Annotated in this window: 18 protein-coding genes and 1 pseudogene; 18 read left to right on the top strand and 1 reads right to left on the bottom strand. The window is 68.7% G+C overall.

The window, feature by feature from the left end:
• Positions 1-11: 11 nt before the first annotated feature.
• Positions 12-797 (bottom strand): type I methionyl aminopeptidase, encoded by a 786-nt coding sequence (gene map / locus ACJMK0_RS13840; RefSeq protein WP_405238997.1) that lies wholly within the window; start codon positions 795-797, stop codon positions 12-14.
• A gap of 238 nt (positions 798-1,035) precedes the next feature.
• Here map and rpsB point away from each other — a divergent pair.
• From rpsB to kdsA, 18 genes and pseudogenes are all read left to right on the top strand, one after another.
• Positions 1,036-1,893: pseudogene (rpsB, locus tag ACJMK0_RS13835) on the top strand (30S ribosomal protein S2); the annotation flags it as partial.
• Positions 1,894-2,221: 328 nt separating this feature from the next.
• Positions 2,222-3,091, top strand: a complete 870-nt coding sequence (gene tsf / locus ACJMK0_RS13830) for a translation elongation factor Ts (RefSeq protein ID WP_405238996.1) — start codon at positions 2,222-2,224, stop codon at positions 3,089-3,091.
• A 163-nt stretch (positions 3,092-3,254) separates the two neighbouring features.
• Entirely contained in the window at positions 3,255-3,983 is a 729-nt protein-coding gene (gene pyrH / locus ACJMK0_RS13825) for a UMP kinase (protein WP_405238994.1), read from the top strand.
• Positions 3,984-4,002: 19 nt separating this feature from the next.
• On the top strand, positions 4,003-4,560 hold the full coding sequence (gene frr, locus ACJMK0_RS13820) for a ribosome recycling factor (protein ID WP_405238992.1): 558 nt from the start codon (positions 4,003-4,005) through the stop codon (positions 4,558-4,560).
• 34 nt (positions 4,561-4,594) lie between these two features.
• A complete protein-coding gene (uppS, locus tag ACJMK0_RS13815; protein ID WP_405238990.1) occupies positions 4,595-5,341 on the top strand; it encodes a polyprenyl diphosphate synthase in 747 nt (248 codons plus the stop codon).
• Positions 5,338-6,138 (top strand): phosphatidate cytidylyltransferase, encoded by an 801-nt coding sequence (locus ACJMK0_RS13810; RefSeq protein WP_405238989.1) that lies wholly within the window; start codon positions 5,338-5,340, stop codon positions 6,136-6,138. The genes uppS and ACJMK0_RS13810 overlap by 4 nt, the downstream gene beginning before the upstream one ends.
• Positions 6,139-6,283: 145 nt before the next feature.
• Positions 6,284-7,642: an RIP metalloprotease RseP gene (gene rseP / locus ACJMK0_RS13805; RefSeq protein WP_405238988.1), complete on the top strand. Its 1,359-nt coding sequence runs from the start codon at positions 6,284-6,286 to the stop codon at positions 7,640-7,642.
• 11 nt (positions 7,643-7,653) lie between these two features.
• Complete coding sequence (bamA, locus tag ACJMK0_RS13800) at positions 7,654-10,086, top strand: outer membrane protein assembly factor BamA (protein WP_405238987.1); 2,433 nt, start codon at positions 7,654-7,656, stop codon at positions 10,084-10,086.
• 26 nt (positions 10,087-10,112) lie between these two features.
• Positions 10,113-10,670, top strand: coding sequence for an OmpH family outer membrane protein (locus tag ACJMK0_RS13795; RefSeq protein WP_405238986.1), 558 nt, complete (start codon positions 10,113-10,115; stop codon positions 10,668-10,670).
• A gap of 34 nt (positions 10,671-10,704) precedes the next feature.
• Positions 10,705-11,751, top strand: coding sequence for a UDP-3-O-(3-hydroxymyristoyl)glucosamine N-acyltransferase (lpxD, locus tag ACJMK0_RS13790; RefSeq protein ID WP_405238985.1), 1,047 nt, complete (start codon positions 10,705-10,707; stop codon positions 11,749-11,751).
• Positions 11,752-11,779: 28 nt separating this feature from the next.
• A complete protein-coding gene (gene fabZ / locus ACJMK0_RS13785) occupies positions 11,780-12,190 on the top strand; it encodes a 3-hydroxyacyl-ACP dehydratase FabZ (RefSeq protein WP_405239075.1) in 411 nt (136 codons plus the stop codon).
• Positions 12,191-12,201: 11 nt separating this feature from the next.
• Entirely contained in the window at positions 12,202-12,975 is a 774-nt protein-coding gene (gene lpxA / locus ACJMK0_RS13780; protein ID WP_405239073.1) for an acyl-ACP--UDP-N-acetylglucosamine O-acyltransferase, read from the top strand.
• A 7-nt stretch (positions 12,976-12,982) separates the two neighbouring features.
• Positions 12,983-14,245 carry a lipid-A-disaccharide synthase gene (lpxB, locus tag ACJMK0_RS13775; protein ID WP_405238984.1) on the top strand — a complete coding sequence of 421 codons (1,263 nt, stop codon included), beginning with the start codon at positions 12,983-12,985 and terminating at the stop codon, positions 14,243-14,245.
• The gene (gene dnaE, locus ACJMK0_RS13770) at positions 14,242-17,820 is read left to right on the top strand and encodes a DNA polymerase III subunit alpha (protein ID WP_405238983.1); all 3,579 of its coding nucleotides are present in this window, start codon (positions 14,242-14,244) and stop codon (positions 17,818-17,820) included. Before lpxB ends, dnaE begins: the two co-directional genes overlap by 4 nt.
• Positions 17,821-17,885: 65 nt before the next feature.
• Positions 17,886-18,845, top strand: coding sequence for an acetyl-CoA carboxylase carboxyltransferase subunit alpha (locus ACJMK0_RS13765; protein WP_405238982.1), 960 nt, complete (start codon positions 17,886-17,888; stop codon positions 18,843-18,845).
• Positions 18,823-20,187, top strand: coding sequence for a tRNA lysidine(34) synthetase TilS (gene tilS / locus ACJMK0_RS13760; RefSeq protein WP_405238981.1), 1,365 nt, complete (start codon positions 18,823-18,825; stop codon positions 20,185-20,187). Before ACJMK0_RS13765 ends, tilS begins: the two co-directional genes overlap by 23 nt.
• 190 nt (positions 20,188-20,377) lie before the next feature.
• A complete protein-coding gene (locus ACJMK0_RS13755) occupies positions 20,378-22,024 on the top strand; it encodes a CTP synthase (protein WP_405238980.1) in 1,647 nt (548 codons plus the stop codon).
• On the top strand, positions 22,021-22,869 hold the full coding sequence (gene kdsA / locus ACJMK0_RS13750; protein ID WP_405238979.1) for a 3-deoxy-8-phosphooctulonate synthase: 849 nt from the start codon (positions 22,021-22,023) through the stop codon (positions 22,867-22,869). Before ACJMK0_RS13755 ends, kdsA begins: the two co-directional genes overlap by 4 nt.

Genomic DNA, 22,869 nt, shown 5'->3' with positions numbered 1-22,869 from the left:
GCCGGTGCGCCTCAGCCGCCCGCGGCGGCGGCTTCGCGCTCCGCGGCCCCGAGGGTGAGTATCTCGTGGCCGGTCTCGGTGACCAGCACGGTGTGCTCCCACTGGGCGGACAGCGAATGGTCCTTGGTGACCACCGTCCAGCCGTCCGGAAGCAGCTTCACGTGGCGCTTGCCGGCGTTCACCATGGGCTCGACGGTGATGCTCATGCCCGGCACGAGCTCCATCCCCGTGCCCGGCCTGCCGTAGTGCAGCACCTGGGGATCCTCGTGGAAGCCCCGGCCGATGCCGTGCCCGCAGTATTCCCGCACCACCGAGCAGCGCTGGGACTCCACGTATTTCTGGATGGCGTGGCCGATATCGCCGAGATGATTGCCAGGGGCCACCTGGGCGATGCCGCGCAGCATGCCCTCGCGGGCCACCGCGGCCACCCGCTCCGCCTGCACGGAGGGCTTGCCGACGTGGAACATGCGGCTGGTGTCGCCATGGAACCCGTCCTTGATGACCGTGATGTCGATATTCAGGGCGTCGCCGGACTTCAGCTGCCTGTCCCCCGGGATGCCGTGGCAGACGACGTGGTTCACGGAGGTGCAGATCGATTTCGGGAAGCCGCGGTAGTTCAGCGGCGCGGGCACCGCATCCAGCTCCTCGACGATGTAGCGGTGACAGATGGCGTCCAGCTCGCCCGTGGTCACGCCCGGGCGCACGTGCTCGCCGATCATGTCCAGCACGGTGGCGGCCAGCCGGCCGGCCACGCGCATCTTCTCCTGCTCGTCGGGGGTCTTTATGGTCACATTCATGGCAAAGGGGGCGCCGGATGTGCGCCGGGGTTACCCGGGGGATGGCGGGCGGGGCCGCTCTCCGTCGGGTTTCGCCGCCGCTGCGTTGTTGGACAAAGCGACCTATGGTATAAAGCGCGCGCCTGACAGGCAATCCGAAAACTTAATCCACACATGCACCGACACGGTCCGCCGGGTGCCCCGCCGAAAAAGGGGTTGCGGTCCGAGGGTGTATGGAGGCTCAACCCGAGGAGACGACATGACTGACGTGAACATGCGCCAGCTGCTGGAGGCTGGTGTGCATTTCGGGCATCAGACCCGTTACTGGAACCCGAAGATGGCCCCCTACATCTTCGGCGAACGCAACAAGATCCACATCATCAATCTGGAGCGCTCGCTGCCGATGCTGCGGGAGGCGGCCGGCTACGTGAAGAACCTGGTCTCCGACGGCGGCACCGTCCTGTTCGTCGGCACCAAGCGGTCGGCCCGCGAGGCCATCCGCAGCGAGGCCGAGCGTTGCAGCATGCCCTTCGTCAGCTACCGCTGGCTCGGCGGCATGCTTACCAACTTCAAGACCATCAAGGGCTCGATCAAGCGTCTCGGCGACATCGAGGCCATGAAGGAAGACGGCACGATGGGGCAGCTCACCAAGAAGGAGGGCCTGACCATCGAGCGCGAGCGCGAGAAGCTCGAGCGCAGTCTCGGCGGCATCAAGCAGATGAACTCCCTGCCGGACGCGCTTTTCGTGATCGACGTGATGCACGAGAACATCGCGGTGGCCGAGGCGCGCAAGCTGGGCATCCCGGTGGTGGCCGTCGTGGACACCAACTGCTCGCCCGACGAGATCGACCACATCATCCCGGGCAACGACGACGCCATGCGCGCGATCCAGCTCTACACGGCGGTGATCGCCGACGCGGTGCTGGACGGCAAGGCTTCCGCCCCCGAGGCGGTCCTGGGCGACGACGAATTCGTCGAGCTGGACGAGCAGGGCCGGCCGAAGAAGACCACCCGCAAGAAGGCTCCCGCGAAGAAGAAGGCCAAGAAGAAGACGGCGAAGAAGAAGGCCGTGGCCAAGGCGGGCGACGCCGGCGACGCCGGCGATGCAGGCGAGGCACCGGACGTAGCCGAAGCCCAGCAGTCGCAGCCGGCGGAAGAGCCCGCCCCCGGTGAGGAGCCGAAGCCGGAGGCAGAGGCCGCCGCGAAGGCGGTCGCCGAGGAGCCGGGCACCGAGGCCGGCGCCGGCGCGGCGCAGCCCGAGGCAGCCGCCGAGGCGGCGGAGCCGGCCGGCGACGAAGCCGGAAAGGAAGCCGGGGAGTCGAAGAAGGAGGGCTGAGCCTTCCTGCGAGCCCGCGCCCTGGCGGGTCGGGCGGGCGATTTGACTGAAGGATCATGGGCGTGGCGCGTCATCGCGGCCCCGTCCGCAAGGACTACGAGGTAGAGAGATGGCTGTAACTGCAGCGATGGTCAAGGAACTGCGCGAACGTACCGGCGCAGGCATGATGGAGTGCAAGAAGGCACTGGTGGAGACGGACGGCGACCTGGAGGCTGCGGTCGAGCAGCTGCGCAAGTCCGGCCAGGCCAAGGCGGACAAGAAGGCCGGCCGCGTGGCCGCCGACGGCAAGATCGTCATCGCCACCGGTGACGACGCCGTGGCCGTGGTCGAGGTGAATTCCGAGACCGACTTCGTCGCCAAGGACGAGAACTTCTCCGCCTTCGCCGACAAGGTGACCGCGCTGGTGCTGGCCCGCCGCCCGTCCGGCCTCGACGAGCTGATGGCCGCCGACCTGGACGGCCAGACCGTCGAGGAGGCCCGCAAGGCACTGATCGCCAAGGTGGGCGAGAACATCGGCGTGCGCCGCTTCGTCGTGGTGCCGGCCGACGGCAATACCGGCGTCTACAGCCACGGTTCGCGCATCGGCTCCGTGGTCGTGCTCGAGGGTGGCGATGCCGAGCTGGCCCGGGATCTGGCCATGCACGTGGCCGCGTCCAATCCCGCCTGCATCAGCGAGGAGGACGTGGACCCCGAGCAGCTCGCCTCCGAGCGGCGCATCCTCACCGAGCAGGCCCGGGACAGCGGCAAGCCGGCCGAGATCATCGAGAAGATGGTGGAGGGGCGCCTGCGCAAGTGGCTGTCGGAGATCACGCTGGTGGGCCAGCCGTTCGTGAAAGACCCGGACGTCACCGTCGGCAAGCTGCTGGGCAAGGCCGGCGCCACCGTGCAGCGCTTCGTGCGCTACGAGGTCGGTGAGGGCATCGAGAAGAAGGAAGAGAACTTCGCCGAAGAGGTGATGGCCCAGATTCAGGGCAGTTGAGGCCCGCGCCGGATCCCGCCGATGGCCTCCGCGCTGCCCGGTAGGATAGAATCGAGCGGCCCCGCTCGCGCGGGGCAGTTCTTATCGTACGCCTTGTCGTACGCCGGGCCAGGGACCGTCTCTACGGTACCCGGCCGCGGCAACGCCCGGAGTCGCTCCGCCTATGTCTGAAGCCGAGCCAGGTCTGAAGCGCATCCTGCTGAAACTGAGTGGCGAGGCGCTGCTCGGCAGCCTCGACTACGGTATCGATCCCGAGATCATCAAGCGCATCGCCGGCGAGCTGCGCGACGTGCGCGACCTGGGCATCGAGGTGGGCGTGGTGATCGGCGGCGGAAACATCTTCCGCGGCGCGGGCCTGGCCCGCGCCGGCATGGACCGGGTCACCGGCGATCACATGGGCATGCTCGCCACCGTCATTAACGCGCTGGCGCTGCAGGATGCCCTGGAGCGTCTCGGCGTCTACGCCCGGGTGATGTCCGCGCTGCAGATCCACGAGGTCTGCGAGGACTACATCCGGCGCCGTGCCATCCGCCACCTGGAGAAGGGCCGGGTGGTCATCCTCGCCGCCGGCACCGGCAATCCGTTCTTCACGACCGACACCGCGGCCAGCCTGCGCGCGATCGAGGTGGGCGCGGACATACTGCTGAAGGCCACCAAGGTGGACGGCGTCTACAGCGCAGATCCGGTCACGGTTCCGGATGCCCGGCGCTACTCGACGGTGTCTTTCGACCAGGTGCTGACCGACAAGCTGAACGTCATGGATGCCACGGCGATTGTCATGTGCCGTGACAACGGCCTGCCGCTCAGGATCTTCGACCTGACGCGGCCCGGCGCTCTTCTGCGGGTGGTGCGCGGCGAGGACGTCGGCACCCTCGTCACCAACCAGGGCTAATGATCAGCGGAGACACGGAGTGATAGAGGACATCAAGAAAGACGCGGCGGAGCGCATGAAGAAGAGTGTGGTATCGCTGAAACAGGAGTTCACGAAGCTGCGCACCGGGCGCGCGCACACCAGCCTGCTGGACCACATCCACGTGGAGTACTACGGGGCGGAGGTGCCGCTGAACCAGGTGGCCAACGTCGGTGTGGAAGATTCCCGCACGCTCACGGTGGCGCCGTACGAGAAGCAGATGGTGCCGGTGGTGGAGAAGGCCATCATGAATTCCGACCTCGGTCTGAACCCGGCGACGGCCGGCACGGTCATCCGCGTGCCGCTCCCGCCGCTGACCGAGGAGCGGCGCAAGGACATGATTCGCATCGTGCGCCACGAGGCGGAGGGCGGCCGCGTCGCCATTCGCAACATCCGCCGCGACGCCATGCACGACCTCAAGGAACTCCTGAAGGAGAAGGAGATCAGCGAGGACGACGAGCGCCGCGCGGAAGAGTCCATCCAGCAGCTCACCGACAAGTACGTGGCCGAAGTGGACCAGGAACTGGCCGTGAAAGAAAAGGAACTCCTCGAGTTCTGAGAGACCCTCGTCTCACGTTACCCATGGCCCGCCGATGAGCAAAACGCCCGACAGCCCGCCCGCGACACTGCCGCGCCACGTGGCCGTCATCATGGACGGCAACGGGCGCTGGGCGCGGCGCCGCGGATTGCCACGCCAGCTCGGGCACCGCTCGGGCATCGGGCCGGTGCGGACCACCGTCGAGACCTGCGGCAAGCTGGGCATCGAGTATCTCACCCTGTTCGCGTTCTCCAGCGAGAACTGGTCGCGGCCCCGGGAGGAGGTCACCGGGCTCATGCGGCTGTTCGTCGAGTCGCTGAAGCGCGAAGTGACGGAACTGCACGAGAACCGCGTGAAACTGACCTTCGTCGGCGCGCGGGAGCGGCTGCCCGGCGGCCTGGTGCGGCAGATGGAGGAAGCCGAGCGCCGCACCGCCGACAACACCGGCCTGCGGCTGGTCATCGCGGCGGCCTACGGCGGGCGCTGGGACATCGGCCAGGCGGCCCGGTCGCTGGCCGCCGAGGTGGCGGAGGGCCGGCGCAGCGTGGAATCCGTCGACGAGGAGGCGGTGGCCTCCCGGCTGGCACTGGCCGGCTGTCCGGACCCGGACCTCCTGATCCGCACCGGCGGCGAGCGTCGCATCTCGAATTTCCTGCTCTGGAACCTGGCCTACACGGAGCTTTACTTCAGCGACACGCTGTGGCCGGATTTCGACGCCGCGGAGTTCCACGAGGCACTCGCCTATTTCGCACAGCGCAAGCGGCGCTACGGCCGTACCCAGGAACAGCTCGAGGTCGGATGATGCTGCGCCAGCGTGTCATCACCGCGGTGATCGCGGTCGTGCTGATCCTGCTCGCGCTGTTCGTGTTTCCGCCGCCGCTGACCCTCGTGCTGCTCGGCGTGCTGATCGTCGCCGGCGGCTGGGAATGGTCGGCCTTCCTGGGCGCCGAGGGGGCCGCGCGCGGGCTGTTCCCCGCGGTGCTGGCGTTGGCGATCGCCACGGTCTGGTGGGCGGTGCCCCAGTTTCTGCCGCTGCTGCCCGTACTGCTGGCCTCGCTGGGCTTCTGGCTGGTGGCGGCCGTGCTGGTGGTGCGCTATCCCATCCGCGTGCCGCGCTGGCTGATCTGGGTGGGCGGGCTCGCCACCCTGGTGCCGGCTTATCTGGCGCTGGGCACGCTGTACATGGGCGAGCCGAGGGGGCCGCAGGTGGTGCTGTTCGTGCTCGCCGTCATCTGGTCCGCGGACATCGGTGCCTATTTCGCCGGCCGGCGCTACGGCCGCGTGAAGCTCGCGCCGAAGGTCAGTCCCGGCAAGACCTGGGAAGGGGTGTTCGGCGGTCTGGCCGCCGCCACGCTGGTCTGCATCGGCGGCGCCTGGTGGTTCGGCATCTCGCTGGCGGTACTGCTGCCGCTGTCGCTGGCCGCAGCGCTGCTGTCGATCATCGGCGACCTGACCGTGAGCCTGTTCAAGCGCAGCGCCGGCGTGAAGGACAGCGGTCACCTGTTCCCGGGCCATGGCGGCGTGCTGGACCGGGTGGACAGCCTGGCGGCCGCCTCGCCCCTGTTCCTGTTGATGCTGAGACTGCTCGAGTTGTCATGAGCCGGGTCACGGGCACCGCGTGCGCCCGGCACCGGGTGGGGAACCCCCGCCACGCCGGCGCTGTCTGTCTGTGTGGGCGGGACGGCGTCCGCAGGCGCGGGGCCATCCTTTATACTGGCGGACTTTGCGCGCGGGGAACCGGTTTTTGGGCACCATACTGACATCCGTCGTGGCCTTCATCGTGGCGATCAGCCTGCTGATCGCCATTCACGAGTACGGCCATTACATCGTCGCGCGGCTGTTCGGCATCAAGGTGCTGCGCTACTCCATCGGCTTCGGCAAGCCGCTGTGGAGCATACGGCGCGGCGCGGACGACACCGAGTACTGCATCTCCGCGCTGCCGCTGGGCGGCTACGTCAAACTGCTGGACGGGCGCGAGACCGAGATCGCCCCCGAGGACCAGGGCCGCGCCTTCGACCAGAAGCCGGTACCCCAGCGCATCGCCGTCCTGTTCGCCGGCCCTGCCTTCAATTTCCTGTTCGCCATCGCCGCCTACTGGATACTGTTCGTCCAGGGTGTGGCCGTGGTGGCGCCGGTGGTCGGTGAGGTGGAGCCCGACTCCTACGCGGCCGAAGCGGGCCTGGCCTACGAAGACCGGATCCTGCAGGTCGGCGGCAGGGACGTTTCCGGCTGGGAGGATACGCTGATCACACTGCTCGGCGACATGGTCGACGACGGCCGCGTGCCGCTCACGGTGGAGCGCGCGGACGGCTCCACCGAGCGGCTGACCATCGACGTGGGCCGTGATGCGGCGCGGCTGACGGAGCCGGGGGTGCTGTTCGACGGGCTCGGATTCCGCCCGTGGTCGCCGCCGGTGGTGGTGGGCGAGGTCAACCCGGACAGTGCGGCCGAGGCGGCCGGGCTCGCATCGGGAGATCGTATCGAGGCGGTCGACGGCGAGTCCGTGGCGAGCTGGCGGGAGCTGACCGAGGCCCTGTCGCCGCGGCCGGGGGAGACGGTGGCCATCACCTACAGTCGCGACGGCGACAGCCGTACTGTGGAGACCACGCTGGGCGAGATGGAGAGCGACGGCGAGCGCCGCGGCATCCTCGGCATCAGCAACCGCATCGAGCCCTCCGAGCGGCGCATCAGCATCCAGGAATACGGACCGCTGGAGGCGGTGGCGAAGGCCACCGGCAAGATGGTGGACACCACGGTCTTCACCGTCCGCATGCTGTTCCGCATGGTGGTCGGCGACGTCTCCCTGAAGAACATAAGCGGGCCGGTGAACATCGCCCAGTACGCAGGCTCGTCCGCCAGCGCCGGCAGCGAGTATTTCATCGGCTTCCTGGCGGTGGTGAGCATCAGCCTCGGTGTGCTGAACCTGCTGCCGATCCCCATGCTGGACGGCGGCCAGATCGTCTACCAGACGGTGGAGTGGGTGAAGGGCACCCCGTTGTCCGAGCGGGCGCAGATGATCGGCCAGCAGGTTGGAATACTCGCGCTAATCGCTATCATGGGCCTCGCTTTCTACAACGACCTAACGCGTATCTTCGCGCCATAAGGAATCACGGTTTGTTCTCGTCCGATCGGCATACGACTCCTGATCGCGCCGGCCGCCCGCGGCTACGCGGCGGCTGGCTGTTACTCGCACTGGCTCTGCTGTCGACGGCGGCCCTGACGGCGCGGGCCGAGGAGTTCGTGGTGCGCGACATGCGGGTGGAAGGCCTGCAGCGCATCTCCGAGGGCACCGTGTTCAATTATCTGCCGATCAACCTCGGCGACACGCTCACGCCCCAGCGGGTGCGCGAGGCCATCCGCGCCCTGTACCGGCAGGGGCTGTTCGAGGACATCGCCTTCCGGCGCGACGGCGACACCCTGGTGATCGAGGTGCAGGAGCGGCCCTCCATCGCCGAGTTCACCATCGAGGGCAACAAGGACATCAAGACCGAGGATCTGACGCAGTCGCTGCGCGGCGTGGGGCTCGCCCGCGGCAAGACCTTCGACCGCTCGGTGCTGGAGGAGGTGACCCGCTTCCTGACCGAGCAGTACTACAGCCGCGGCAAGTACGGCGTCTCGGTGGTCGCGAACGTGGAGGACCGGCCGAACAACCAGGTGGCCATCTCCATCGACGTGAAGGAAGGCGAGCGCGCCCGTATCCGCCAGATCAACATCGTCGGCAACGAGGAGTTCCGCGACGAGGAGATCCGCGACCAGTTCGAACTGCAGACGCCCAACTGGCTCTCGTTCATCCGCCAGGACGACCGCTACGCCAAGGAATCGCTGTCCGGCGACCTGGAGAGCCTGCGCTCGTTCTACATGGACCGGGGCTTCGCCGACTTCGAGGTGGAATCCACCCAGGTGGCGATCAGCCCGGACAGAAAGGACATCTACATCACCATCAACGTGCGCGAAGGCGAGCGCTACGAGATCTCCAATATCAAGCTGGCGGGCGAGATGGTGGTGCCGCGGGAGGAGCTGGAGCGGCTGATCCTCGCGAAACCCGGCGAGACCTTCAACCTGCAGCGGCTCACCCAGACCTCGGAGCTGATCTCCTTCCGCCTGGGCGCCGACGGCTATGCCCAGGCCGAGGTCGAGCCGGTGCCCGACCTGGACCGGGAGAACAAGCTCGCCGACGTCACGATCTACATCGAGCCCAACAACCGGGTGTACGTGCGCCGCATCAACTTCAACGGCATCGACAGCGTGGCCGACGAGGTGCTGCGCCGGGAGATGCGCCAGATGGAGGGCGGCTATCTCTCCAACACGCTCGTCGACCGCTCGAAGGTCCGCCTGCAGCGCCTGCCCTACATCGAGGAAGTGCAGGTCGACACCGCGCCGGTGCCGGGCACCCCGGACCTGGTCGACGTGAACTACGACCTGAAATACGGCCTGCCCGGACAGTTCGGCGGCGGCGTCGGCTATTCCGAGGCCCAGAAGCTGATCCTGAACGGCAATTTCGTGCATTCGAATTTCCTCGGCACCGGCAACCGGGTGCAGGCCGAGATCAATTCCGGGCGATTCAGTACGGCCTACAGCCTCTCGTACACGGACCCCTACCGGACCATCGACGGCGTCCGGCGCACGCTGTCCGTCGGCTACCGCGACATCACCCAGTTCACCTCGTCCGCGTCCGACTTCTCCACCGAGACGATCACCGCCGGCATCGACTACGGCTACCCGATCACCGAGTACCAGACGCTGTCCTTCGGCCTGGCGCTGCAGGACGCCGAGCTCGTCGCCTCGACCTTCAGCACGCAGCAGGCCCAGGAATGGGTGCTGAACAACGGCAACCCGCGGATCGAGGACCTCGGTAACGGCAATTCGCTGTTCGTGACCGACTTCAAGACGCTGGAGATGGTGCTCGGCTGGACCTACGACAGCCGCAACCGGGCCATCTTCGCCGACCGGGGCACGCGCCAGCGCTTCGTCGTCTCCGCCGCCGTGCCGGGCAGCGACGTGGAGTACTACACGGCGCGCTACGACCTGCAGAAGTACTTCCCGATCACCCGCAACTGGATCGTCTCCTTCGCCTCGGAGTTCGCTTTCGGCGAGGGCATCAACGAGACCACGGCGCTGCCGCCGTACAAGCAGTTCTACGCCGGTGGTCCGGGCTCGGTGCGCGGCTTCGCGGAGTCGGACCTGGGACCGGTGGACAGCTTCGGCAATCCCTACGGCGGCAACCTTTTGGTCACGAGCCAGCTTGAGCTTATAATCCCGGTCCCCGAGGGCCTGCGCGGCCGTACGCGCTTCAGCCTGTTCTACGACATCGGCAACGTCTTCAATACGGGAGAGGTGGCCTTCACCGACCGGCTCGGTGACCCGATCACCTACGACTTCGAATCGGGTGAACTGAGACAGTCCGTCGGCATCGCCGCCGAGTGGCTGGCTCCGCTGGGCCTCTTCCGCTTCAGTTATGCATTGCCGCTGAACGAAGTCTCGGGCACGGATCGCATCTTCGGTGATCGGGTCGAGCGCTTTCAGTTCTCGATCGGAAATGCATTTTGACGCCTCTTTCAAGCACGGGAAACGGTATGAAATTCAAGACCCATCAAGGACCCCTCGGATTTTCCATCCTCGCACTGGCACTGCTGGCGCTGGCGATGCCCCTGTCGCAGGCGTGGGCGCAGTCCGGCATCAAGATCGGCGTGGTCTCGCTGCCGCGCCTCCTGAAGGAGGCACCGCAGGCGCAGGCATCCATGGCCGAGCTGCAGCAGGAGTTCGCGCCGAGGGAGCGCAGCATCCGTGCCAAGCAGGAGGAGTTCCAGAGCCGCAGCGAGCAGGTGCAGCGCGACCTCGCGGTGATGAGCGAGGAGGAGCGGCGCACGGCCGAGCGCGAGCTGCGGGAGTCCCAGCGTGACACCCAGCGTCTGCTGGAGGAGTTCCGCGAGGACTACAACCTGCGGGTGAACGAGGAACTCGGCAAACTGCAGCGCTCTCTGCTGAAGGAAGTGCAGGATTACGCCCGCGCCTCCGGCTACGATCTCATCGTCGGCGACGGCGTGCTGTATGCCAGCGACGTGGTGAACATCACCGACGAGGTCCTGCGCGAGCTGCAGGGCAACTTCGACGCCGGGTCCGCTTCCGAGTAGGCGCGGCGGCCCGCACGGTGACGGGGCCGACGGCGTGAGCCTGACGCTCGGCGAGATCGCCGCCCGGTTCGGCTGCGAACTGCACGGCGATCCGGACGTAGCGGTCAGCCGCGTGGCCACCCTCGCCAGCGCCGGGCCGGACGCCGTCTCCTTCCTCGCCAACCCCGCCTATCGTTCCGCGCTGGCCGACACGGCAGCAGGCGCCGTGCTGCTCGCCGCCGACGAGGCCGACGCCTGTCCGGTGCCGGCGCTGGTCTGCGCCGACCCCTACCTGACCTATGCCCGGGTCGCCTCGCTGCTGTATCCGCCGCGGCTGCCCGAGCCCGGCGTGAGCGAGTCGGCCACGGTCGACGGCTCGGCCGTTATACCGGCTTCCGCCGCGGTCGGGCCGGGCGCGCGCATCGGTCCCGGCGTGGTGCTCGGCGAGCACGTCGCCGTCGGGCCCAACTCGGTCGTGGAAGCGGACTGCCGGCTGGGCGAGGGCACCCGCCTCGTCGCCAACGTCACGCTTTGCCACGGCGTGCGCCTCGGCGCGCGCTGCCTGATCCACCCGGGAGCGGTGATCGGCGCCGACGGCTTCGGCATCGCCCGCGCGCCGGAGGGCTGGATCAAGGTGCCCCAGGTGGGTTCGGTCACCATCGGCGACGACGTCGAGATCGGCGCCAACAGCTGCGTGGACCGGGGCGCCATCGAGGACACCGTGATCGGCGACGGGGTCAGGATCGATAACCTGGTGCAGATAGCGCACAATGTGCGCATCGGGGATCATTCGGCGCTGGCCGCGATGGTGGGGATCGCCGGCAGCACCCGGATCGGCAAACGCTGCCTGTTCGGGGGCGCTTCCGGCGTCGTCGGGCACGTGACGATCGCCGACGACGTGATCCTGGGCGGCCGCTGCATGGTCACCAGCGATATCCGCAAGCCCGGTATGTACGGCAGTGCGATGCCCCATCAGGAGATCGCCGCATACCGCAGGAACGTGGCCCGCTTCCGCCAGATCGACCGCATGGCGCGCAGGCTGAAGCAGTTGGAGAAGGCGCTCGGGATTGGAAGAGACATTGGAAGAAAAGGATCCGACTGAATTCTCGCGGATCGATATCCGCGGCATCATGGAGCTGCTGCCCCATCGTTATCCCTTCCTGCTGGTGGACAGGGTGCTGGAGAACGAGAAGGGCAAGCGGCTCGTGGCAGTGAAGAACGTCACCATCAACGAGGAGTTCTTCGAGGGTCATTTCCACGGCCGGCCGGTCATGCCGGGCGTGCTGATCATCGAGGCGCTGGCCCAGGCCACCGGCCTGCTGACCTTCACCTCCTTCGATTCCCCGGACTCCGGCAACATGTATTTCCTGGTGGGCGTCGACAAGGCCCGCTTCCGCCGGCCGGTGGTGCCGGGGGACCAGCTGCGCCTGGAAGTGAGCCTGACGCGGCGCATCCGCAACGTGGTGCGGTTCCGGGGCACCGCCACCGTGGACGGGGAGACCGCGGCCGAGGTGGAACTCATGTGCGCGCCGGGACGCTGACGGAGGAGGGGATGGGCATCCACGAGACCGCCATCATCGACCCGTCGGCCCGCATCGACGACGACGTGGAGATCGGGCCGTACAGCATCGTCGGCCCGAACGTGGAGATCGGCGCGGGGACGCGCATCGGTCCGCACGTGGTCATCCGCGGGCCCACCCGCATCGGCCGGGACAACCGCATCTTCCAGTTCGCCTCCGTGGGCGACGACCCCCAGGACAAGAAATACGCCGGCGAGGACACGCGGCTCGAGATCGGCGACCGCAACACCATCCGCGAATACTGCAGCATCAACCGGGGCACCGCCCAGGACGTCGGCGTGACCCGCATCGGCGACGACAACTGGCTGATGGCCTACGTGCACATCGCCCACGACTGCCAGGTGGGCAACAACGTGATCATGGCCAACAACGCCACGCTGGCCGGCCACGTGCACGTGGGCGACTGGGCCATCTTCGCCGGCTTCTCCGGCGCCCACCAGTTTTGCCGCGTCGGCGCCCACTGCTTCCTCGGCATGTACGCCGGCGTCTCCAAGGACGTGCCGGCCTACGTCATGGTGATGGGTCAGCCGGGCGAGCCCCGCGGCATCAACGCGGAAGGGCTGAAGCGCCGGGGTTTCACGAAGGAGCAGATCCGCAATATCCGCGAGGCCTATCGCATCCTCTACCGCAGCGGGCAGAAGCTTGCCGAGGCGCTGGAGACACTCAGCACCCTGGCCGCGGAACAGCCGGAACTCCTGCCCATGGTGGAGTCCATCCGCTCCTCGGAGCGGAGCATCATCCGCTGACCGGGGCGTGGCGCGAGAGTCAGGCAGCCCGCTCATCGCCGTCGTCGCCGGCGAGGCTTCCGGGGATCGTCTCGGCGCCGGACTGATCGCCGCCATCCGCGAACGCCGCCCCGGCGCCCGTTTCGAGGGCGTGGCCGGGCCGGCCATGCGGGAGGCGGGCTGCGACGCCCTTTTCGATACCGATGCGCTGGCGGTGATGGGCATCGCCGAGGTCGTCGGCCATCTGCCCCGTCTGTTCTCCATCCGCCGCTCGCTGGTGCGGCGCTGGTCCGCCGCACCCCCCGATCTGCTGGTGGGCATCGACGCGCCGGACTTCAACCTGGGTCTGGAGAAGAAGCTCCGCCGCCGGGGCGTCACCACCGTGCAGTACGTCAGCCCCTCGGTCTGGGCCTGGCGGCCGCGGCGGCTGAAGAAGATCCGCAAGGCCTGCGACCGGGTGCTCTGCCTGCTGCCGTTCGAGAAACGCTTCTACGACGAGCGCGGCCTGGATGCCGTGTTCGTCGGCCATCCCCGGGCCGAGTCCATCCCGCGGGAGCCGGACGTCGCTGCGGCCCGCCGCGCGCTCGGTCTGGCGAATGGCTATCGTAATGGCGACGGCAATAGCGACGGCAATAGCGACGGCAATAGCGACGGCAATGGCGACAGCAGCCGCGGGGACGATGGTGCCGGCGAGGTGGTGGCGCTGCTGCCGGGCAGCCGGGCCGGCGAGGTGGGGCGGCTGGCGCCGCACTTCATCCGCACGGCGGAGTGGCTGGCCCGCCGGCGGCCGGGCATCCGCTTCGTGGCCGCGCTGGCCGGCGCCGGTGCCCGCTCGGCTTTCGAGGCGGCACTGGCGGAGGTCGCGCCCGACCTGCCCGTGACGCTGTGCGACAGCGGCGTGGACCTGCCGCTGGCCGCCTGCGACGTCGCTCTCGTGACCTCCGGAACGGCCACGTTGGAGACGGCGCTGTACGGCCGTCCGATGGTGGTGGCGTACCGGCTGTCGCCGACCACGCTGGCGCTGGTGCGGTCGCTGAATCTCATCCGGGTGGAGAATTTCGCCCTGCCGAACCTGCTGGCGGGGCGCACGCTGGTGCCCGAATTCCTGCAGGAAGAGGCCGTGGCGGAGCGCATGGGGCCGGCGCTGGCGGCCTGGCTCGACGAGCCGGAGCGCCGCGCCGAGGCCGAGCGCGAGTTTGCTAGAATCCATGCAGAACTCGCCCGGGGCGCCGATGGCCTGGCAGCGCAGGCGGTGCTGGAGATGTTGCCGGGCGCGGGGTGTGACCAGTGAAACCTTTCGTCCATCTGCATCTGCATACCGAGTATTCGCTGGTGGACAGCGTCGTGCGGATCGGGCCGCTGATGTCCGCCGTCGCCGACCACGGCATGCCGGCGGTCGCGCTCACCGACCAGAGCAACCTGTTCGCGCTGGTGAAGTTCTACCGGAGCGCGCTCGCCCGCGGCGTCAAGCCGCTGATCGGGCTCGACCTGCTGCTCGCCGACGAGGACGATCCCCGGCGCCCGAGTCACCTGGTGCTGCTGTGCCAGAACCGGGCCGGCTACCGCAACCTCACGCGCCTGGTGACGCGCACCTACCTGGAGGGCCAGTACCGGGGCGTGCCCATGGCGCGGCGCGAATGGCTGGACGCGGACACGACCGCCGGTCTGATCGCGCTGTCGGGCGGCATCCAGGGCGACATCGGCCGCGCCGTGATCTCCGGCCGCGAGGACCTGGTGGCCGAGCGCAGCGAGCACTGGGCGCGGCTGTTCCCGGACCGTTTCTACCTGGAGGTCACGCGCACCGGGCGGCCGGGCGAGGATGCGTGCCTGGCGGAGGCCGTGGGCCTGGGCGACCGCCTCGGGCTGCCGCTGGTGGCCACCAACGACGTGCGTTTCCTGGCGGCGGACGACTACGACGCCCACGAGGCCCGGGTGTGCATACACCAGGGCCGCACCCTCGAAGACGGCGACCGTCCCAAGGACTACAGCGACCGCCAGTACCTGCGCAGCGCGGAAGAGATGGCGGAACTGTTCGCCGACCTGCCCGAGGCGCTCGCCAACAGCGTGGAGATCGCGCGGCGCTGCAATGTGGAGATGCGCCTGGGCGAGAGCTTCCTGCCGGAATTCCCCGTGCCGGCGGGGCGAACCCCCGACGAGCACCTGCGCCTGGAGGCGGCCGCACGGCTCGAGGAAAAGCTGGCGGCCGGGGGGCTGCGCGGCGGCACCCGGGCCGACTACGAGGCGCGGCTCGAGCGCGAACTGGAAGTCATCTGCAGCATGGGCTTCCCGGGCTACTTCCTGATCGTGGCCGACTTCATCCGCTGGGCGCGGGAAAACGGCGTGCCGGTGGGGCCCGGCCGTGGCTCCGGGGCCGGCTCGCTGGTGGCCTGGGTGCTCGGCATCACCGACCTGGACCCGCTGGAGCACGACCTCCTGTTCGAGCGCTTCCTGAACCCGGAACGGGTCTCCATGCCGGATTTCGACGTGGACTTCTGCATGGAGGGCCGCGACCGGGTCATCGACTATGTGGCCGAGCGCTACGGCCGCGACCAGGTCTCCCAGATCATCACCTACGGCACCATGGCCGCGAAGGCCGTCGTGCGCGATGCGGGCCGGGTGCTCGGCCACCCCTACGGCTTCGTGGACCGCATCGCCAAGCTGATTCCGTTCGAGCTGGGCATCACCCTGGAGAAGGCGCTGGAGGGAGAGCCGGAGCTGGCCCAGCTCTGTCGCGACGACGAGGAGGTGCGCGGCGTCATCGACCTGGCGCGCAAGCTCGAGGGCCTGGTACGCAATGCCGGCAAGCATGCCGGCGGCGTAGTGATCGCCCCCACCACGCTCACCGACTTCGCCCCGCTGTACTGCGAGGAGGGCGGGCACAACGTCGTCACCCAGTTCGACAAGGACGACGTCGAGGCGGCCGGCCTGGTGAAGTTCGACTTCCTCGGACTGCGCACCCTCACCGTGATCGACCGCGCCGTGGCCAACGTGAACGCCGAACGGGCACGCCAGGGAGAGCCGGCGATCGACATCGGCGAGGTGGCGATGGACGATGCGCAGACCTTCGAGCTGCTGCGCGCCTGCCGCACCACCGCCGTTTTCCAGCTCGAATCCCGCGGCATGAAGGATCTCATCAAGCGTCTGCAGCCGGATTCCTTCGAGGATCTGGTGGCCCTGGTGGCGCTGTTCCGGCCGGGGCCCCTGCAGTCGGGCATGGTGGACGACTTCATCGCGCGCAAGCACGGCGATCAGAACGCCGTGATCGACTACCTGCATCCGGATCTCGAGCCGGTGCTGAAGCCTACCTACGGCGTGATCCTGTACCAGGAGCAGGTCATGCAGATCGCTCAGGTGCTGGCCGGCTACACGCTCGGCGGCGCCGACCTGCTGCGCCGCGCCATGGGCAAGAAGAAGCCCGAGGAGATGGCCAAGCAGCGGGAGGTGTTCGTGAGCGGCGCCGAGGCCCGCGGCGTCGAGTCCGCCACCGCCACCCACATCTTCGACCTGATGGAGAAGTTTGCGGGCTACGGTTTCAACAAGAGCCACTCCGCCGCCTACGCGGTGCTGTCTTATCAGACGGCATGGCTGAAGGCCCATTACCCGGCCGCGTTCATGGCCGCCGTGATGTCCACCGACATGGATCACACCGACAAGCTCGTCTCGCTGAAGGACGATTGCCGGGAGATGGGCATCGAGATCGAGCCGCCGGACGTCAACCGCTCGGATTTCGTCTTCGGTGTCTCCCGCGGCGAGGCCATCCGCTACGGCCTCGGCGCGATCAAGGGCGTCGGCCGCGGCGCGGTGGAGTCCATCGTGGCGGAGCGCGAGGCGAACGGCCCATACCGGGACCTGATGGACTTCTGCCGCCGGGCCGACCTGGAACGGGTGAACCGGCGCACCCTGGAGGCCCTGATCAAGGCGGGCGCCATGGACGGCATCGGCGCCAATCGCCGCACGCTGATGACCCTGCTGCCGGAGGCGGTGAAGAGCGCCGAGCAGGAGGCGCGCGCCTCGGCCGCGGGCCAGGACGACCTGTTCGGGCTGCCGACGGCCGCACCGCCGCGGCCGACGCCCCAGGCAAGCCCCCAGCTGGCGGAATGGAACGAGCAGGAGCGACTCGCGGCGGAGAAGGAGAGCCTGGGCCTGTATCTCACCGGCCACCCCTTCCACTCGGTCGCCGGCGACGCCCGCCATTTCACCTCCGGGACGCTCCGCGACATCACCTCGGCCCGGCCGCCCAGCACGGACAACGGCGAGCGGGACTATTCCCAGTCGCGTCGGGAGGTGGTCGTGGCCGGGCTGATCATCGATATCCGCAAGCGCGGCAACCGGGTCACGGTGGTGCTGGACGACGACACCGGCCGCATCGAGACCAGCCTGTTCTCCGAGGCGTTCATGGAGAACCGCCATCTGCTGGTCAAGGACCGCATCATCGTGGTCGAGGGCCGCATGCGCTACGACGAGTTCATCGACGGCTGGACCGTGGTGGCCAGGACCGTGCGCGACATCGACCGGGTGATCGAGGAGCGGGCCCGGCATCTGGTGCTCTCGCTGGACGTGAACGGCAGCGGCCGGGAGGTGCTGAACAGCCTGCACGAGATCCTGCTGCCCTATCGTTATGGCCCGGGTAATGGTCCGGGCACTGGCTCGGACAATGGTCCGGGCGGCGGTGCGGCCGGCGGCCAGGGCGGGCGGGCGCGCTGCGACGTGGCCGTGCAGTACGTGGGCAGCGACGCCACCGTGCGGCTCAATCTGGGCGAGGACTGGTGCATCCGCCCGACCCGCGACCTCAGAGACAAGCTCGAGGATCTGCTCGGCCGCGGCGGCGTGCGGCTGGTCTACGCCGCGGATCAGCCGTCTTTGTAGTAGGCTTGTCGTTCGCGTGACACGCAGGTCGTAGGCGGGGGAGGGCGCCGGCACCGGATATGGCGATGGATCTCAAGTTTCTGGATTTCGAACAGCCGATCGCCGAGCTGGAGGCGAAGATCGACGAGCTGCGCTTCGTGGGCGACGACTCCGAGGTGAACATCGGCGAGGAGATCGGGCGGCTGAAGTCGAAGAGCGAGGCGCTCACCCGCAGCATATTCTCCGACCTCAGCGCCTGGCAGATTGCCCAGCTCGCCCGTCACCCCATGCGGCCGTACACCCTGGATTACCTGCCGCTGGTGTTCGACGGCTTCCGAGAGCTGCACGGCGACCGCATGTACGCGGACGATCATGCCATCGTGGGCGGGCTGGCCCGACTGGAGGGCCGCGCGGTGATGGTGATCGGTCACCAGAAGGGCCGCGACACGAAAGAGCGCGTGCGGCGCAACTACGGCATGCCGAAGCCGGAGGGCTACCGCAAGGCGCAGCGGCTGATGCAGCTGGCCGAGAAGTTCTCGCTGCCGGTGATCACGCTGATCGACACGCCGGGGGCCTACCCGGGGGTGGGCGCGGAGGAGCGCGGACAGAGCGAGGCGATCGCGCGCAGCCTGTTCGTGATGGCGGAACTGGAGACGCCCATCATCTCGGTGGTCATCGGCGAAGGCGGGTCCGGCGGCGCGCTCGCCATCGGCGTGGGCGACCGGCTGCTGATGCTGCAGTACGCCGTCTACAGCGTGATCTCGCCGGAAGGCTGCGCCTCCATCCTGTGGAAGAGTGCCGAGAAGGCGAGGGAAGCCGCCGAGGCGATGCGTATCACGGCGAAGAGCCTGCACCAGTACAAGCTAATCGACGAGATCATCCCCGAACCCCTCGGCGGCGCCCATCGCGATCCCCGCGCCGCCGCGGAGACCCTGAAGAACGCGCTCATCAGACACCTGGACGAGCTGGAGGCGGGCGATATCGGCCAGGTGCTGGAGCAGCGCCACCGGCGGCTGGCATCCTTTGGCGAGTTCAGGGACGGCTGAACCGCCGGCCTTCGGTTCCGGCGCCCTCGAGGACACGCTGCGCGGCCGGCTCGGCCTCGCGCGCGCCGAGCCGCTACCCCCCCTGGTCGTCGCCTTCAGCGGCGGCGCGGATTCGACGGCGCTGCTGCATGCCGCCGCCTCGCTGGCGGACAGCCGGGTGCGGGCGCTGCACGTCGATCACGGCCTGCAGGCGGAATCGGCCGACTGGGCCGGGCACTGCGCGCGCGCGGCCGCCTCGCTGGGCGTGGAATGCCACGTGCTGCGGGCCGACATCACCCGGGAGGCCATCGATGCGGAGGGAGTCGAGGGCGCCGCGCGGCAGGCGCGCTACCGGCTGCTGGCCGCGGCGCTGGAACCCGGCGAGTGCCTGCTGACGGCCCAGCACCGACAGGATCAGCTGGAGACCGTCCTGCTGCAGCTCATGCGCGGCGCCGGGCTGCCGGGACTCGCCGCCATGCCGGCCGTCGCCCCTTTCGGCGCGGGCCGGCTGCTGCGTCCGCTGCTGGACCGGGACCGCGACGAGCTCTGCGACTACCTCCGCGCCCGTGGCATCGACTGGCTGGAGGATCCCGCCAACAGCGACCCGCGCTTCGACCGCAGCTATCTGCGCAGGGAGATCGTGCCGCGGCTGCTCGAGCGCTGGCCCGCGGCGGACCGCAGTGCCGCGCGCAGTGCCCGCCACCTCGCCGAGGGCGCCGGGCTGCTGCGCCAGCTGGCCGCCGCCGACCTGGACCGCTGCGATGCGGGCGAGGGCCGGCTGGACGCCGGGCGGCTGCGGCGGCTGCCACGGGCGCGGCAGGGCAATGCGCTGCGGCACTGGCTGCGCAGCGGCGGTTGCCGGGCACCCGACGCGCGCCACCTGGATCGGTTGCTCGACGAGGTGCTGGCCGGCCCGGCCGAACAACCGCGGCTGCGTCTCGGCGAGGCGGAGGTCCGCCGCTTCCGGGATCGTCTCTATCTGCTCCGTGGCGAGCCGCCCGGGATCCCTGCCGGGCCGCTCGCGCTGGCGCCCGGCGACACGCTGGAGCTGCCGGGCGGTCTCGGCCGGCTGGTGATGCGGCCCGGGGCGGCGATGGGGCTGGATCCCGCGCTGGCCGCGGGCGGCTGCGAGGTGCGCTTCCGCAGCGGCGGGGAGAGCCTGGCGCCGGCGGCCGACCGCCCCACGCGGCGGCTGAAGGAGCTGCTGCGCGAGGAGGGCATCGTGCCCTGGATGCGCGGGCGGCTGCCGCTGGTCTACTGCGGCGACGAACTCGTGGCCGTGGCCGATCTCTGGATGGCGGCGCAACGGCGCTGCGAAGGCGGCATCGCCGTGGTCTGGGAGGGCCGTCCGCCGCTGTACTGAGCGTCGCCGCGGCACTGTCCCGATTGTTTGCCCGGTCGGCTTCTGGTAGCTTTGAGTACCGTCATTCAACATCCGTCGGGCTTGAGTTGGGGGTCGGAGTAAGCATACGCCCGGGCACTGTCTTTGGGCGGTAGAACGTGTGCTTACTCCGGCCCCTTGCTATTGGCCGACATCCCCGCGGGGTTCTTCCATGACGTGCTACGTATTCATCACCGGCGGTGTGGTCTCCTCACTCGGCAAGGGCATCACCTCCGCCTGCCTCGGCGCCATCCTGGAGTCCCGCGGCCTGAAGATCAGCATGATCAAGCTGGACCCCTACATCAACGTGGACCCGGGCACGATGAGCCCCTTCCAGCACGGTGAGGTATTCGTGACCGCGGACGGTACGGAGACCGACCTGGACCTGGGCCACTACGAGCGCTTCGTGCGCACGACCACCGGGCGCAACAGCAACTTCACCACCGGGCGCATCTACGAGAGCGTCATCGCCAAGGAACGCCGCGGCGACTACCTGGGCGCCACGGTGCAGGTGATCCCGCACATCACCGACGAGATCAAGGAGAGCGTGCGCCGGGGCGCCGGCGACGCCGACGTCTGCATGGTGGAGATCGGCGGCACGGTGGGCGACATCGAGTCGCTGCCGTTCATGGAGGCTATCCGCCAGATGGGCGTGGAGGAAGGCCGCGACCGGGTGGTGTACGTGCATCTGACGCTGGTGCCCTACATCGCCACCTCCTCGGAGATCAAGACCAAGCCCACCCAGCACTCGGTGAAAGAACTGCGCTCCATCGGCATCCAGCCGGACGTGCTGGTCTGCCGTTCCGAGCATCCGCTGCCCGCCGAGCAGCGGCGCAAGATCGCGCTGTTCACCAACGTGGCCGAGAACGCGGTGATCTCCGCCATCGACGTGGACGACCTCTACAAGATCCCGATGGTGCTGCGCGACCAGGGCCTGGACCAGATCGTGGTCGACCATCTCGGCATGGAACTGCCGCCGGCCGACCTCGGCGAGTGGGAGGACGTGGTGCACGCGAAGCAGCATCCCACCGGCGAGGTCAACGTGGCGATGGTGGGCAAGTACGTGGACTTCCGCGACTCCTACATCTCGCTGTCCGAGGCGCTGCTGCACGCGGGCATCCACACGTCCACCCGGGTGAATATCCATTACTTCGAGTCCCAGGACATCGAGACGGACGGTGCGGACTGCCTGCGGGACATGGATGCCATCCTGGTGCCCGGCGGTTTCGGCGAGCGCGGGGTCGAGGGCAAGATCAGCGCCGTGCAGCTCGCGCGGGAGAACGGCATCCCTTATCTCGGCATCTGCCTCGGCCTGCAGGTGGCGGTGATCGAATTCGCCCGCCACGTGGCCGGGATGGAGGGGGCCCACAGCACGGAATTCGAGCGCAGCACGCCGCACCCGGTGATCGCGCTCATCACCGAGTGGCAGACCGAGGAAGGCCGCGTGGAGGAGCGCGACGAGGATTCCGACCTGGGCGGCTCCATGCGCCTCGGCGCGCAGCCCGTGCAGCTGGCCGAAGGCTCGCTGGCCCGCGAGACCTACGGCAAGCCGACCGTGCACGAGCGCCACCGGCACCGCTACGAGGTGAACAACAACTACCGGCCGGCGCTGGAGGAGGCGGGCATGCGCTTCTCGGGCACGTCGCTGGACGACCTGGTGGAGATGGTGGAACTGCCGGATCATCCCTGGTTCCTGGCGAGCCAGTTCCACCCCGAATTCACCTCCAACCCCCGCGACGGCCATCCGCTGTTCACCGGTTTCATCAGCGCCGCGCGCCGCTACCGGGAAGGCGAGGTGCCGGAGGCCGCGCGGGCATGAAGCTCGCCCACTTCGAGGCGGGGCTGGACCGGCCGCTGTTCCTCATCGCCGGCACCTGCGTGGTGGAGAGCGAACAGCTCGCCATCGATACCGCCGGCCGGCTGAAGGAGATCACCGACGGCCTCGGCATGCCGTTCATCTACAAGTCATCCTTCGACAAGGCCAACCGTAGCTCGGCGGGCAGCTTCCGCGGGCCGGGCATGGAGGAGGGCCTCAGGGTGCTCTCCGAAGTGCGGCGCCAGCTCGGCGTGCCGGTGCTCACGGACGTCCACGAGGACACGCCCCTGGACGAGGCCGCGGCCGTGGCGGACGTGCTGCAGACGCCGGCATTCCTCTGCCGCCAGACCAATTTCATCCTGCGTGTCTCGTCCCAGGGCCGCCCGGTCAACATCAAGAAGGGCCAGTTCCTCTCGCCCTGGGAGATGGGCAACGTGGTCGACAAGGCGCGCTCCACCGGCAACGAGCAGATCCTGGTGTGCGAGCGCGGCTTCACCTTCGGCTACAACAACCTGGTCTCCGACATGCGCAGCCTGGCGGTCATGCGCGAGACCGGCTGCCCGGTGGTGTTCGACGCCACGCACTCGGTGCAGCTGCCCGGCGGCAAGGGCAGTGCCTCCGGCGGGCAGCGCGAGTTCGTGCCGGTGCTGGCGCGGGCGGCGGTGGCGGCCGGCGTGGCCGGGGTGTTCATGGAGACCCACCCGGACCCCGAGCGCGCCCTGTCGGACGGCCCGAATGCCTGGCCGCTGGACCGGATGCAGGCTTTGCTCGAGGTGCTGCAGGCGCTGGACGGGAGCGTCAAGCAGCACGGATTCGCCGAGGCCGAGTTCGGCCTGCAGGCCCCATAA

The organism is Lentisalinibacter orientalis, from assembly GCF_040706535.1.
GTDB classification, from domain to species: domain Bacteria; phylum Pseudomonadota; class Gammaproteobacteria; order Steroidobacterales; family Woeseiaceae; genus Lentisalinibacter; species Lentisalinibacter orientalis.
This window is presented reverse-complemented; position numbering and strand designations above follow the sequence as displayed.

Coding starts and splice junctions, on each gene's coding strand:
- ACJMK0_RS13810 (WP_405238989.1), top strand. CDS start 5,338: ATGATGCTGCGCCAGCGTGTCATCACCGCGGTGATCGCGGTCGTGCTG.
- kdsA (WP_405238979.1), top strand. CDS start 22,021: ATGAAGCTCGCCCACTTCGAGGCGGGGCTGGACCGGCCGCTGTTCCTC.
- ACJMK0_RS13795 (WP_405238986.1), top strand. CDS start 10,113: ATGAAATTCAAGACCCATCAAGGACCCCTCGGATTTTCCATCCTCGCA.
- ACJMK0_RS13765 (WP_405238982.1), top strand. CDS start 17,886: ATGGATCTCAAGTTTCTGGATTTCGAACAGCCGATCGCCGAGCTGGAG.
- fabZ (WP_405239075.1), top strand. CDS start 11,780: ATGGAGCTGCTGCCCCATCGTTATCCCTTCCTGCTGGTGGACAGGGTG.
- tsf (WP_405238996.1), top strand. CDS start 2,222: ATGGCTGTAACTGCAGCGATGGTCAAGGAACTGCGCGAACGTACCGGC.
- lpxA (WP_405239073.1), top strand. CDS start 12,202: ATGGGCATCCACGAGACCGCCATCATCGACCCGTCGGCCCGCATCGAC.
- map (WP_405238997.1), bottom strand. CDS start 797: ATGAATGTGACCATAAAGACCCCCGACGAGCAGGAGAAGATGCGCGTG.
- ACJMK0_RS13755 (WP_405238980.1), top strand. CDS start 20,378: ATGACGTGCTACGTATTCATCACCGGCGGTGTGGTCTCCTCACTCGGC.
- uppS (WP_405238990.1), top strand. CDS start 4,595: ATGAGCAAAACGCCCGACAGCCCGCCCGCGACACTGCCGCGCCACGTG.
- pyrH (WP_405238994.1), top strand. CDS start 3,255: ATGTCTGAAGCCGAGCCAGGTCTGAAGCGCATCCTGCTGAAACTGAGT.